This window comes from Mycobacterium sp. SM3041, assembly GCF_039668335.1.
In the GTDB taxonomy this organism is placed as follows: domain Bacteria; phylum Actinomycetota; class Actinomycetes; order Mycobacteriales; family Mycobacteriaceae; genus Mycobacterium.
Map to the genome: position 1 here is coordinate 63,310 of NZ_JAYXBQ010000055.1, position 13,038 is coordinate 76,347.

The following is a 13,038-nucleotide window of genomic DNA, read 5'->3' on the forward strand; positions in this document are numbered from 1 at the left end:
TTCACTACATATCGTAGTTCGGCTCCGGACGTTACTTCGGTCAGCCGCACGCGCCCGGCCCGGCGAATGTGGAACGACCTGAGGATTTACTGCGGCGGGGCGGCGGGCTCGGCCGGCGCCGCGGCATCGGCAGGCGCCGGAACGGCCGGTGCCGGGCCGTCCGCCGGTACGGCGACCGCGACCGCGTTGGACGGCATCTCCACCGGCGGGATGTCCGTGGCGGAAGGTGGCACCTCGGCAGGCGGCAGGCCGTCGGGGTGCGCTGCCGGTTCGGGTTCGACGACGGGAGCCGCTTGCGGCTCGACCACCGGCGCATCGGACAGTGGCGCTTCGACGGGTGCCGACAGCTCGGCCGACGGCTCGGCGGCGGGCGCCACGTGCACCGTCGGCGGCTCGACCGGCGCGACGGCCTGCTCGGCGGCCGCGGGCCGCGGGCTCTTGGTGACCGACGTCGACGGAGCGCCGCGCGAGGGCAGGAACTGCAGCGTGACAGCCATCGACACCGATGCCACGAACGCCGTCGACCCGACGGCCAGCATGGTCAGGGGCAGCGCGGGCGAGCTCGGCACCTTCTCCCACCGCGACGAACCGCTCGACCGGTGCCGACCGGCGGGCGCGAACGCGGGTCGCTCGAACTCCTCCTCGAAAGCATCGAACGTCGGGTCCCAGCCGAAATCCTGTCCGGCCCATTCGTCGGGACGCGGCACGTCGCCGAAGTAGTACGGCTCCGACAGGTCCGAGTCGCCCGACCGCACCGACACCAGCGCCGCACCACGGGCGAGGGCCAGATCAGCTTCCTCCGGCGTGAACACCGGCACCGACAGCGCGTCCTGCAGCCCCGGCAGGATGGCCTCGAAGTTACCGGCGGAGCCGATCACCACCAGGGCCTCCGGCTGCCAGTCCGCGCGGGCGAACACCGCGCTGAGCCAGCTGGTGAGCCCCGCTCGCGAGCCGATGGAGTGGTTCACGGCCGTGTGGACGGCGCCGCTGGCCGCGTGCACGATCATGGTGATCGCAAATTCCGGCTCGATCGTGCACACGGCGGTGGTGCCACAGCCCAGCGCGTCGGCGATTCCGCGGACCACCGCCTCGTTCGCCTCCGGGAAGCGCACCGGCACCACATTGTCGAAACCGGACTCCGACAGCGACTGCATGAGCATCGAGGCTTCGGCGTCGGCGTCGTCGCTCCACGTCAGCCCGATCGACTTGAGCCGCAGCCCCCGCGTCGCCGCCAGGGCCTCGCTGCGCAGCACGGCCGCGGTGGCGTCGTCGGAGTTCATGATCTCCACGGCGTCGTGGTCCATGGTGAAACCGTCCACGTCATTGCCCTCGACCAGGACCAGGCCGATGGACGACGGAGTCATGGCCAACCCGAGCACCGCGTCCACGCAAACAACCCCTTCAGAAAAACGCATAACGGCGGCGCACGACCGGCGATGACGCGCGCTTCGGCGTGCGGGAACTATCCGGAATCGCGGTGAGACAAGCCACCCTTTGACCGGTGACTTTACCCGTAACCTGCGCCACAATGCACCCGTCCATAAGCCACCGACCTGCGGTGATTTGCCAGTTGGCCACGGCGCTGTGTTCAAACCGTTATCAGTATTTGCCATCTTCGCCGATGCTGCACGGCGTGGCCCGATTGTGCGCCGCACGTTGAAGGCCGGCCGGCGGAGGTATGCAGTGGCCTAGTTGTGACCTGTCGCTACTGCTTCCCGTGATGGGGCGGCGGGAGAATCGTCGACAAGACCAGCCAGGAGGTCAGCATCATGACGGCACCGCCACTCACCACACCGACTTCGGTGTCCCACGGCGAGGTGGGCGTTCATGTCCGCGGCCTCGGCTGCTCCTACGCCACCTGCACCTGCGGCTGGACCGCACGACCCCGGCACCTGCGGGCCTCTGCCGAGCAAGACGCCTGGGCACACTCCATCGAATCCGGCTGCGCGCTGGCCTTCCCGCTCGTCAACCGGTAGCGCTCAGCTGTCGCGGCCGCGGGCGACGTTGCGTCGTCGCCGGTTCCGGATACCCAGGATGACGGCCACGCCGGCTGCGATAACTGCCGCGGCGGCCAGTGGCCACGGCAGGCGGTACGCCCAGCCGGCGAGTTGCTGCTGGATCCGGCCGGCGACCGCGATCACCGGATCGGTCCCGACACTCCCCCGCAATCTCAACTCGTAGCCGCCGTAGTAGGCGACGTAGAGACCCGAAATCACCAGCAGGACACCGCCGATCATCGGTGCCCAGCGCGTCCAGCCCCGCAACCGGTCCGCAACCGCCGACCCGGACACCGCCGCGGTCACCGCCAGCACCCCGACGAGGGCCGCGAAGCCGGCGACGTAGGCGCCCAGATAGCCGGCCGACGCACCGATGTTCTTGTCCCGCAAGCCGATCCCGGTCACCGCCAGAAACGGGGCGATGGTGCAGGACACCGATACCAGCGCGTACGCGATGCCGTAACCGAACATCGACCCGAGCCGGGCGTCGGGTGCGCCGGCCGCCGCCGCCCCCGCCAACCGCAACGACAACAGGGGCCGGCCCAGCACCTGACCCACCCCGACTATCACCAGGACGACGCCGATCAGCAGCGTCGCCACCGGCAGGTATCGCTGCACCAGGTCGGCGACCGACACGGCCAGCACCCCGAACGCGGCGAAGACCGTCGCGAAACCGAGCGCCATCACGATGGTGGCGGTGACCGCACGGATCAGCGCCGGCGCGGGGCCGGTGCGGCCGCCCTGCGTGACCAGCGCCAGATAGCCGGGCAGCATCGCGAAACCGCACGGGTTCAGCGCGGCGACGACGCCCGCCACGAAGGCCAGCGACAGCCCGTTCACCTGGTCAATGCCGAAACCCGTTCGGCCAGTTCCGATTCCGGCATCGCCGACGTCGGATTGTTGACGAACGTCGAGGTGCCGTCGGCCCGGTAGAAGACATAGGCCGGCTGCCAGGGCACCTGGTAGCGCGCCCAGATGGACCCGTCGGCGTCGTTGATGGTCGGGAAGTTCAGTCCGTACTTGCCGGCGAAGGCGCTCATCGCGCCCGGGTCGGCGTGCGCCGCGATCCCGACGAACGCGACGTTCGGATTGGCCGCTGCCACCGCATGCACGCCGGGGGCCTCGGCGTTGCAGAACGGGCACCACGGCGTCCAGAACCACAGCACCGCCGGACGCCCGGCCAGGCTCGCGCCGTTGAACGTCCCACCGCTGAGCAGGGCGCCGGTGAATTGCAGCCGGTCGTCGGCGCGGGCTTTCGGGACGCTCACGCTCGTCAGGACCAGCAACATGAGCGCCGCGACGATCGTGACGGCCAGGCGCCAGACCGCGGTGTGCGGCAGTCGGTATGTCGACGGCGATGCGATGGTGACCATGGTCAGTACCTCCAGTTCAGCCGACCGGTATCAGGTACACGTACCCCGTACCGGACGAGTTCACCGCACGATGTTGCGCACCGGGCCAGGTCGTAACACAGTGGATTATGACCGAACAGTGGATTAAAGGATGCGCAGTGCAGCGGATCTCCTTCCGCGACGGACTGGTGCTGGACCTGGAGGACTACAACGAGCTCGTCATCTCGGCACCGCTGGCCCTGACCCTGCCTGCCACCGAGACCGACCCGCAGGAAGTCGTCGCGATCAACCCGGCCGACGTGCGCAAGCAAGAGCGGCCGTTGTTCGATTTCGCCGGCCAGAAGTGCACGCACGCCGAGTGGGACGACAACGGCAGCCTGCATCTGGCGTTCGCCGACGGACACCGCATCGACGTGCCCACCGACCAGGAGCACACCTCGTGGGAGCTCTACGGCAAGCACCACGGCTACGCCGCGTGCCTGCCCCACGGGCGGGTGCGGGTCGTCCGGCACGATCTGCCGGACGACGAGGCCGTCAACACCTGACCGCGCGGGCCGCTCACCCGAAGGTGTAGTCCTCCGGGTCGGCGTTCCGCGTCCAGGTCCAGTAGTCGACCAGCCGCCACGGGCTGAGCGTGTAGACGTCGCCGTCGGCGTTCTTGTAGAACGAGTGCTTGATGGACGGCTGCGACCACACCATGGTGCGCATCTCGGCCTGGCTGCGCTGCACCCAGTCGTCGAGCTTCTCGGGCCGCGGTTCCATCCACCGACCGTGACCGGCCAGCAGTAGGTCCAAACACTCTGAGATGTAACGCATCTGGCATTCCGAATGGAAGATCAGGCTGCCGCCACTGGCGAGGTTGGTGCCGGGACCGTACATGCAGAAGAAGTTCGGGAAGCCCGGGACCGTGATGCCGAGATATGCCGTGGGCCGTTCACCCCACTGCTCGGCCAGGACCCGGCCGTCGCGGCCGACGATGGTCATGGGCCACAGCACCTTTCCGGCGTGAAATCCGGTGGCGTACACGATCACATCGGCGGGATGTCGCTGCCCGTCGGCCGTCACGACGGCGTCGTGCTCGATGCGCGCGATGGGCGTGCGGATGAGTTCGACGTGGTCCTGAGTCAGCGTCTGGAGCCAGCTGCCGTTGTCCTGCAATGTCCGCTTACCGGTCGCCGGATAGTCCGGGATGACCTTCGCCAGCAGGTCCGGATCGTCACCGATCTGGCCTTTGATCCACTCGGTGAACATGATTCGGGTGACGTCGTTGATCTCACTGACCGCGCGCCCCTGGTCCGGGTAGTCCGGGTCGACGCGGGCCGCGGCCAGGCCCTTGTCGCAGCCGGGCCAGAACAGCAGGAAGCGGTACCAGCGTCCGTAGAACGGCAGGTGCTTCAGTGCCCACTTGACGCCGTCGCCGACCATGGCGTGGTAGTTGGGGTTGGGGAACATCCATTGCGCGGTTCGCTGAAAGATATTGAGCGAAGCCACTTTTCCGGCGATCGACGGCGCTATCTGAAAGCCGCTGGCACCGGCGCCGACCATCGCGACATGCTTGCCGGTGAGGTCGACGTCGTGATCCCACTGCGCCGAATGGAATGACGGGCCCGCGAAGTCGGCGCGCCCCGAGATGGGCGGCAGATAAGGCCGATTGAGTTGCCCGACGGCGCTGATCACGGCGCGCGCCGAGACCGTGTCCGACGTGCCGTCCGCGTTGCGGACGGTGACCTGCCACAGCGCGGTCGCCTCATCACATCGTGCGCCGGTGACCTCGGTTTCGAACCGGACGTGCGGGCGGATGCCGTACTTGTCCAGGATGCGTTCGAAATACGCCTGCAGTTCGGGCTGTTCGGCGAAGAACTGCGTCCAGTGGTCGCTGGGTTCGAAGCTGTAGCAGTAGAAGTGGTTTCCGACATCGACACGGGCGCCGGGATAGCTGTTGTGCCACCAGGTGCCACCGACACCGGCGGCGCGTTCGATGATGGTGAACGGAATTCCGGCCTCTTTCAAGCGGATACCGGCGAGCAGTCCCGATTCGCCGCAGCCGATGACGACGACCGGAAAGTCCGCGGCCGATTCGGCGTCACGTCCTGCGGCGCCGGCGCGGACGTCCGTACCGTCGAGCTCCATCTCCTCCAGCACCATCGGCACGTATTCGTCGGGGACCGGTTCGCAGACCAGCCACTCCATCATCTCCTTGACCAGCTCGGCGCCGATCGGTGCCGGCTCGGGGCAGCCGCGGTCGCGGTAGTCGGTGATCACCTTCAGCGCCAGGGTGCGCACCGCCGCTTTGTCGTCCTCGGACATGTAGCCCTGGACCTCGTTGAGGAACAGCCCGGCAGGGCGCAGGGCACCGCGGATCAGCTCCGGATCACCGGACATGTGCACCAGCGACAGCATCAGCGTGGGGATGCTGACGTCCAGCAGAGCGCGGGCGATGTCCTCATCGGAGGTCGTAAACGGTTGTCCTGCATGTGGGTTGCGCACCACAAGGAACTATCACGTCCGGTGGACAGTTCGCAGCCGATTCTCCCGCGGTGCGGTACGACCGGGCTTTACGCTCCGAAGATGGCCATCGCGTTACTCGACAACGGCGCACCGCCGGCGGACCTCGCACTGTCCGACATCGACCTCGGTTCGGTCCGGTTCTGGGGCCGGAACGACGGGTTCCGGGACGGTGCGTTCGCCACGCTGCGGCGCGAGGCACCCATCGCCTTCCACGGCGAACTGGCCCAGGAGGGATTTGAAACGGGCCCCGGCCACTGGGCCCTCACGCGCTACGACGACGTGTACTTCGCCAGTCGCCACCCACACATCTTCAGCTCCGCCGACGGCATCACGATCCCCGAGCAGACGCCGGAACTGGCCGAGTATTTCGGCTCGATGATCGTGATGGACGACCCGCGGCACACGCGGCTGCGCAACATCGTGCGCAGCGCGTTCACCCCGAAAGTGGTGGCGCGGATGGAGGCCTCGGTGCGCAACCGGGCGCGGAGCCTGGTCGAGTCGATGATCGAGCGCCATCCCGACGGCCACGGCGACATCGTGGCCGACCTGGCCGGTCCCCTGCCGCTGCAGATCATCTGCGACATGATGGGCATCCCGGAGCCGGATCACGAACGGATCTTCCACTGGACCAACATCATTCTCGGCTTCGGCGATCCCGATCTGACCACCGATTACGAGGAGTTCTTCCGCTGCGCGATGGACATCGGCGGCTATGCCACCGCCTTGGCCGATGACCGGCGCGTCAACCCCCACGACGACCTCACCACCGCCCTGGTGCAGGCCGAGGTCGACGGAGAACGACTCACCTCGAGCGAGGTGGCGTCGTTCTTCATCCTGCTGGTGGTCGCGGGGAACGAGACCACACGCAATGCGATCAGCCACGGGGTACTGACGCTCAGCCGGTTCCCCGAGCAGCGGGACCAGTGGTGGTCCGATTACGACGCGGTGGCACCCACGGCGGTCGAGGAGATCATCCGCTGGGCCTCCCCCGTCGTGTACATGCGCCGGACCCTGACGCAGGACTTCGAGCTGAGCGGCGTGAAAATGCAAGCCGGGCAGAAGGTTACGCTGTGGTACGGCTCGGCCAACCGGGACGAGGCGAAATTCGACCGCCCGTGGCTGTTCGACGTACACCGCAACCCCAATCCGCACCTGGGCTTCGGCGGCGGTGGCGCACACTTCTGCCTGGGCGCGAATCTCGCCCGTCGCGAGATCGCCGTGGCGTTCGAGGAGATTCACCGCCGCGTCCCCGATCTGACGGCCACCGACGAGCCCGACCGGTTGTGGTCGCAGTTCATCCACGGCATCAAGCGCCTGCCGGTCAGCTGGACGCCCCCGCGCTGACCGGTTACTGGACGATCAGGACACCGACCATCCCCGGGTGGTACACGCAGAAGTACGGGTAGCGGCCCGGCGTGGTGGGTGCGGTGAACGTCGCCTGCGCGTTGCCGCCGACCTTGACGTCGAACTGCCCCTTGACCTTTGACGTCACGGTATGCGCGACGTCGTCACTGTTGACGACGGTGATCTTTGCGCCGGGAGGCACGGTGAGCGGGTCGCCGAAGTTGAGCGCGGTGATCGTGATGGCCGGCCCCTGCACCGGGCCGGTCACCGGCACCGCGCTGGTCGTCGGCGTGCTGTTCGGCGCCGGGGCCGGAGCCGAACACGCGGCGGTCACCGCGGTGGCGAGTGCAGCGGCCGCCACGAGCGCCGCCGGGACGCGTCTCGTCGTCATGCCAGGTACCTCTGCAGCCAGGACTGCGTCTGCGCCCAGGCGTCGGCGGCCGCGGTGGGGTTGTACCGCTGGCCCGAGTCGTTGAAGAACGCATGATCGGCGTCGGGCTCCACGACGATCTGATGAACCATGCCGGCCTGCTCGAGCGCGGCTGCCGCCGCGTCCTTGCTCGCCGTCACGCGCGCGTCCTTGGCGCCGTAAAAGGCCAGCACCGCAGCCTGTTTCGAGCCGGCGAAGTCGTGCGGGTCGGGCAGCGGACCGTAGAACGGCAACGCCGCCGAGAGCCTCGGCTCGCCGGCGGCCAGGAGCTGCCACGTGAGCCCACCGCCGAAGCAGAATCCGAGCACCGCGAGTTTCCCGCCGGGCGTCCGCCGCTGCAGTTCGTCGAGCCCGGACCGCAGGTCGGCGACGAACTGGTCGGGCGGAATCTTGCCCAGCGCCGCGGTGGCCTCGGCCGGATCGGCGAAGGCCGCGGTGCCGCCCTGCGCCGACAACAGGTCGATGCCCAGCGCCGAGTACCCGATACCGCCGAGGCGGCCGACGACCGACCGCACCCAATCGTTCAGGCCTTTGTTCTCGTGGATCACCAGGACGCCGCCGCGTGGCTGGGCGGCCGCGGCCCACGATCCCTGCAGCTTGCCGTCGGCCCAGGTGATGGGCGCGGGCTGAATGGCGTTCTCCATACCGGGCGGTGGGCCGGGCTCGGTCGACGGCTTGCCCGACGTCGGGCTCGACGTGGTGGCCGCAGTGGTGCCCCGATTCTCACCGCATGCCGCGATCAGCGCACCGGCGGCCGCAGTACCCACGCCCAGCAGCGCGAGCCTGCGCAGCGCCTCTCGACGGGACAGCAATCCGTCGACGTGGTCGGTGGCGATTTCCTCGGCGATGTACCGCTGAAAGGGGGTCACCCGAGCCAGTATCCGCCCTGATCCTGAGCGACGTCACAAGGTTTCCCCAGGACGAGTAGACATTTTCTAGAAAGTGTTCACTTTTTCATTGACATGGGCCTGACCGGCACGCTTCTATAGTTAGGTGACCTCTGCAACGACGTTCGACACGATCATCCGCAATGGCCGTTGGTTCGACGGAACCGGCGCGCCTTCCGCGGTCCGGGACATCGGAATCCGCGCTGGACACGTCGTGGCGATCGGCGTGGACCTCGACGACACCGGATGCCCGAACGTCGTCGATGCCACCGGCAAATGGGTGACGCCGGGCCTGCTGGACATCCACACGCACTACGACGTCGAGGTACTGGCCGGCCCCGGCCTGGCCGAGTCGCTGCGGCACGGCGTGACCACCGTGATGCTCGGCTCCTGCTCGCTGTCCACGGTGCATGTCGGCGGTGAAGACGCCGGTGACCTGTTCGGCCGGGTGGAGGCCATCCCGCGCGACCACGTCATCACCGCCGTCGACGACAACAAGACCTGGGACACCGCAGAGGGTTACATCAACGCACTCGAGGACCGGCCGCTGGGGCCGAACGTGGCCGCGTTCATCGGCCACTCCGACATGCGCACCGCCGTCATGGGCCTGGACCGCGCCACCCGCAAGGACGTCCGGCCGACCCGAGGCGAGCAGGCCGAGATGGAACAGATGCTCGCGGCTGCGCTGCAGGCCGGGTTCGTCGGAATGTCTTCTCAGCAACTGCTTTTCGACAAGATCGACGGCGACACCTGCCGGTCACGCACGCTGCCGTCCACCTACGCCAAGGCCCGCGAGCTCCGCCGGCTCAAGACGCAGCTGCGCCGCTCGGGCCGCATCCTGCAGTCAGGCCCGGACCTGCAGAACCCGCTGAACCTGGTGTCGCAGTTGGCCCAGTCGCTCGGCCTGTTCCGCGAGAACCTCAAGACGAGCCTGCTGTCGGCCGCCGACATCAAGGCCAACCCGTACGCCATCACCATCATGGGGCCGGTCGCGAGGCTGGTGAACAAGCTCGGCGGCAACTTCCGGTGGCAGCACCTGCCCGTACCGTTCGAGGTGTACGCCGACGGTATCGACCTCGTGGTGTTCGAGGAATTCGGTTCGGGCGCAGCGGCTCTGCACCTGCGCGACGAGGTCGAGCGCAACGACCTCATACGCGATGACGAGTACCGCCGCCAGTTCCGCAAGGACTACGAGAACAAGTTCGGCGTACGGGTGTGGCACCGCGACTTCTTCGACGCCGAGATCGTCGGCTGCCCCGACGAGTCCCTCATCGGCAAGACCTTCGGTCAGGTCGGCGTCGACCGCGGGCTGCATCCAGTGGACGCCTTCCTCGACCTGGTACTCGAATACGGCCGCGATGTCCGTTGGCGCACAACGATTTCCAACCACCGTCCCGAGGTGCTCAAGAAGCTCGCGCGCGACCCCGGCATCCAGCTCGGTTTCTCCGACGCCGGTGCGCACCTGCGGAACATGGCTTTCTACAACATGGGCCTGCGCCTGCTGCGGCACGTGCGCGACGCCGAGCGCGCCGGTACGCCCTTCCTGACCGTCGAGCAGGCAGTGCACCGGCTGACCGGCGAACTCGCCGACTGGTACCGCCTGGACGCCGGACATCTGCGCGTCGGTGACCGCGCCGACCTCGTCGTCATCGACCCGGAGCGGCTGGACGATTCGCTCGATGCCTACGCCGAGGAGCCCGTCGCGCAGTACGGCGGACTGTCCCGCATGGTCAACCGCAACGACGCCACCGTCGCCGCGGTGTTCGTCGGTGGCCAGCAGGTCGTCCGCGACGGGGTGCCGACCGACCTGGTCGGCACCACCCGCACCGGCCGCTTCCTGCGGTTCGCCCGTCAGACCCCCGCCCTGCCCGTCGCCAAGGAAGGTGAGTTCGCCAGTGTCGGTTGAGGATACGGTCCACGGATTGTGGCAGGCGCTGTCGGCGCGGGACTGGGAGCGACTGAAGGATTTCGTGTCCGACGACTGCATCTACCTGGACATGCCGGTCGGCCCGGCCGCGGCCGCACGCGGGCCCGAAGACATCGTCAAGCGGCTCAAGATCGGCCTGGAGCCGCTGGCCTCGTACGAGAACTTCGACGGCCTGCTGCTGACCAACGGCGCCGACGCCATGTACGAGCATCACGAGGAATGGCATTGGGAGACCGGCGAATCCGCGATCCTCAAGTTCGTCACCGTGCACCGCGTCGAGAACGGCAAGGTGACGCTGTGGAAGGACTACTGGGACATGGGTGCGCTGTCGAACTTCGCGCCGCCGTCCTGGCTGGAGAATTTCGCGACCGCTGACATGTCGTGGATCTTCGACGCGACCGGTCTGGTCTAGACCCCTCTCAGAGGGTGATCTTGCAGGCCTGACCGATGTCGAGGGTCCGCAGCATGCGGCCCATGCCGAGCCACATGGCGCACGAGAGCGCCAGGTCGGTCATCAGCTCGTCGCTGAAATGCTCTGCGGCACGGGCCCAGAAGTCCTCGTCGTCGCGCAGCCCGGTGTGGTCGGAAGCGAAACGGTGGGCGAACTCGGCGGCGATGCGCTCCTGTTCGGAGTAGCCGGGCCAGGTCTGCCACACGCCGGCGTGGTTGTAGAGGTCTTCGTCGACGCCCTCCGCCTCGGCCGCCGAATCGCGGGTGTTCTGGCACACCACGCACTCGTTATCTAGGGCGATCACCACGCGGGCCAGTTCGCGCACACGCAGCGGCAGGCGGCCCTTGGTGTAGACGGCGTTGGTGAAACCGGCCATGGCCGTGCCGATGTCGGGCGACTTGACCACCCAGGCGGTTACGTCTTCGTCGGTGAAATCTCCGATTCGGCTCACTTTTCGCACGCTACGCCAAAACTGAAACAAGTTCTAGTTTTTCGGCGGACAAATTCCCGGCGAACGACAACGGCCCCGCCCCGAAGGGCGAGGCCGTGTTCGACCGGGACCGCCTATGACGGCGGGCGCGACACGCACTGTGCCGCGTAGAGCTGCTCGCCGAGCTTGTCCATGAGCTCCAGCTGCGTCTCCAGATAGTCGATGTGACCTTCCTCGTCGGCGAGGATGGCCTCGAAGATGTTCGCGCTCGTGGCATCACCCTTCTCGCGGCACATGATGATGCCCGGCTTCAGGCGGGTGACCACCTCGTACTCGATGGCCAGGTCGGCCTCGAACTGCTCGCGCAAGGTCTGCCCGATCCGCAGCGAGAACAGCCGCTGGTAATTGGGGAGGCCGTCCAGCAACAGGATGCGATCGGTGAGGGTTTCCGCATGGCGCATTTCCTCGAACGATTCTTCACGCGTGTGCTTCGCCAATTCCGTGAAGCCCCAGTTGTCCTGCATCTTCGAATGCAAGAAGTATTGATTGATCGCAGTGAGTTCACTCGTCAATTGCTCGTTGAGCAGTTTGAGGATCTCGGGGTCGCCTTGCATTTCGGCTCCTTTAAAACACCATCGGGCTGGGTCAAGTGTCACTGGCGCGGAACAACAACGTGCCTGTTCCAAACCTAGTCGAGTGACCCTTTGTCGGCGACCGGTTCGGCGGGTGTTTCGCCCCCCGATTCGATCCCGAATCCCCGGTATCCAGATCCACGACTCCACTGCTGGCCAGCAGCTATGGACTGGCTGCCCTAAGTAAGGTTAGACTGCACTAACCCCCGCGGCGCCCGTCCGCGGACCCGAGCGACCCGGAATGGCAGGAGCCGATGAGCGAGCAACCGTTGCACTCGCTCATTCTTGCCGCTGATTTTCGTGTCGACGATGTGGAATCCATGTGGGAGCGGGTGAAATCGCATCGGTCGATTCTCACCGAGCTTTCCGCACACCACGTCGTCGTCTATTCATCACTGTGGGAACCGGGCCGGGTATTGGCCACCGTCGGAATTCGTAATGCAAATTCCGTCCGCGAAGTTCTGCGTTCGCCGGCGATATTCGAATTCTTCGATGCCTCGGGCGTGGACGACATCCCCGCGATCTTCGCCGGTGAAGTGGTCGAGAAGGTCGATATCGCCGAGCCCCCGCCGGGCCAGCATGCCGTCGCGTCCGTCGTCGTCGGCGTCGTGACCGCGGTCGAGGACGTCCCCGCCCTCATGGACAAGGTGCACGACGCCGCCGCCCGGTTCCGCGACGCCGGCGTGTGCAAGGTCTGGGTGTACCGGGCCTTCGACGACGGCCACGAGGTGCTGATCCTGCAGCAGATCGTGAACGAGACTGCCGCCCGGCGCTGGATCGATCACCCCGATGCCGCCGCCGAATGGATGTCGGCCGCCGGATTCGGCGTCTATCCAACGGTTTTCGTCGGGACCCTGGCGCACATCACGTCGATCGAGGCGGCCGGCTGATGTTCGTCTGCCTGTGTACCGGAGTGACGAGCCAGGTCGTCACCGAACTCGTCGAGGGTGGCGCGACCACGTCGAAGCAGATCGCCGAGAAATGCGGCGCCGGCCTGGACTGCGGCCGCTGCCGCCGTACCGTGCGGGCCATCATCGAAGCGGCCCGCACCGACTGTCCGGTGCACAAAGCGGGTTAGCG

At 67.2% G+C, this 13,038-nt stretch carries 15 protein-coding genes; 7 read left to right on the plus strand and 8 right to left on the minus strand.

Features of this window, described 5'->3' with window-relative positions:
* Positions 1-86: 86 nt before the first annotated feature.
* Positions 87-1,388 carry a hypothetical protein gene (locus VXD91_RS20090; protein ID WP_226518497.1) on the minus strand — a complete coding sequence of 434 codons (1,302 nt, stop codon included), beginning with the start codon at positions 1,386-1,388 and terminating at the stop codon, positions 87-89.
* 381 nt (positions 1,389-1,769) lie between these two features.
* On the opposite strand from VXD91_RS20090, the gene VXD91_RS20095 reads away from it, so the two are divergent.
* Positions 1,770-1,976, plus strand: coding sequence for a hypothetical protein (locus tag VXD91_RS20095; protein WP_226518498.1), 207 nt, complete (start codon positions 1,770-1,772; stop codon positions 1,974-1,976).
* Positions 1,977-1,979: 3 nt separating this feature from the next.
* On the opposite strand, the gene VXD91_RS20100 is transcribed toward VXD91_RS20095, so the two are convergent.
* Entirely contained in the window at positions 1,980-2,837 is an 858-nt protein-coding gene (locus VXD91_RS20100; protein ID WP_226518499.1) for a cytochrome c biogenesis CcdA family protein, read from the minus strand.
* Positions 2,834-3,286, minus strand: coding sequence for a redoxin domain-containing protein (locus VXD91_RS20105; protein ID WP_064859373.1), 453 nt, complete (start codon positions 3,284-3,286; stop codon positions 2,834-2,836). The genes VXD91_RS20100 and VXD91_RS20105 overlap by 4 nt, the downstream gene beginning before the upstream one ends.
* 191 nt (positions 3,287-3,477) lie before the next feature.
* On the opposite strand from VXD91_RS20105, the gene VXD91_RS20110 reads away from it, so the two are divergent.
* A complete protein-coding gene (locus VXD91_RS20110) occupies positions 3,478-3,894 on the plus strand; it encodes a DUF6188 family protein (protein ID WP_346416208.1) in 417 nt (138 codons plus the stop codon).
* 13 nt (positions 3,895-3,907) lie between these two features.
* On the opposite strand, the gene VXD91_RS20115 is transcribed toward VXD91_RS20110, so the two are convergent.
* Positions 3,908-5,836 carry an NAD(P)/FAD-dependent oxidoreductase gene (locus VXD91_RS20115; protein WP_346416209.1) on the minus strand — a complete coding sequence of 643 codons (1,929 nt, stop codon included), beginning with the start codon at positions 5,834-5,836 and terminating at the stop codon, positions 3,908-3,910.
* 81 nt (positions 5,837-5,917) lie between these two features.
* Here VXD91_RS20115 and VXD91_RS20120 point away from each other — a divergent pair, with 81 nt between their 5' ends.
* Positions 5,918-7,201, plus strand: a complete 1,284-nt coding sequence (locus tag VXD91_RS20120) for a cytochrome P450 (protein ID WP_346416210.1) — start codon at positions 5,918-5,920, stop codon at positions 7,199-7,201.
* A 4-nt stretch (positions 7,202-7,205) separates the two neighbouring features.
* Here the strand turns inward: VXD91_RS20120 and VXD91_RS20125 are convergent, their stop codons facing one another.
* Together VXD91_RS20125 and VXD91_RS20130 are read right to left on the minus strand one after the other, a co-directional pair.
* Positions 7,206-7,592: a cupredoxin domain-containing protein gene (locus VXD91_RS20125; RefSeq protein WP_346416211.1), complete on the minus strand. Its 387-nt coding sequence runs from the start codon at positions 7,590-7,592 to the stop codon at positions 7,206-7,208.
* On the minus strand, positions 7,589-8,500 hold the full coding sequence (locus VXD91_RS20130; RefSeq protein ID WP_346416212.1) for a dienelactone hydrolase family protein: 912 nt from the start codon (positions 8,498-8,500) through the stop codon (positions 7,589-7,591). The genes VXD91_RS20125 and VXD91_RS20130 overlap by 4 nt, the downstream gene beginning before the upstream one ends.
* Before the next feature lie 124 nt (positions 8,501-8,624).
* Between VXD91_RS20130 and VXD91_RS20135 the strand changes: the two genes are divergently transcribed.
* Complete coding sequence (locus VXD91_RS20135; RefSeq protein WP_346416213.1) at positions 8,625-10,424, plus strand: amidohydrolase family protein; 1,800 nt, start codon at positions 8,625-8,627, stop codon at positions 10,422-10,424.
* Positions 10,414-10,857 (plus strand): nuclear transport factor 2 family protein, encoded by a 444-nt coding sequence (locus tag VXD91_RS20140; protein WP_020100212.1) that lies wholly within the window; start codon positions 10,414-10,416, stop codon positions 10,855-10,857. Before VXD91_RS20135 ends, VXD91_RS20140 begins: the two co-directional genes overlap by 11 nt.
* Before the next feature lie 7 nt (positions 10,858-10,864).
* On the opposite strand, the gene VXD91_RS20145 is transcribed toward VXD91_RS20140, so the two are convergent.
* Both VXD91_RS20145 and bfr read right to left on the minus strand, forming a co-directional pair.
* Positions 10,865-11,347, minus strand: a complete 483-nt coding sequence (locus VXD91_RS20145; protein ID WP_346416214.1) for a carboxymuconolactone decarboxylase family protein — start codon at positions 11,345-11,347, stop codon at positions 10,865-10,867.
* A 113-nt stretch (positions 11,348-11,460) separates the two neighbouring features.
* A complete protein-coding gene (gene bfr, locus VXD91_RS20150) occupies positions 11,461-11,940 on the minus strand; it encodes a bacterioferritin (RefSeq protein WP_346416215.1) in 480 nt (159 codons plus the stop codon).
* Between the two features lie 272 nt (positions 11,941-12,212).
* Between bfr and VXD91_RS20155 the strand changes: the two genes are divergently transcribed.
* Together VXD91_RS20155 and VXD91_RS20160 are read left to right on the plus strand one after the other, a co-directional pair.
* Positions 12,213-12,848: a fatty-acid--CoA ligase gene (locus tag VXD91_RS20155; RefSeq protein WP_212811325.1), complete on the plus strand. Its 636-nt coding sequence runs from the start codon at positions 12,213-12,215 to the stop codon at positions 12,846-12,848.
* Positions 12,848-13,036 carry a (2Fe-2S)-binding protein gene (locus VXD91_RS20160; protein WP_020100208.1) on the plus strand — a complete coding sequence of 63 codons (189 nt, stop codon included), beginning with the start codon at positions 12,848-12,850 and terminating at the stop codon, positions 13,034-13,036. The genes VXD91_RS20155 and VXD91_RS20160 overlap by 1 nt, the downstream gene beginning before the upstream one ends.
* Positions 13,037-13,038: the final 2 nt, after the last annotated feature.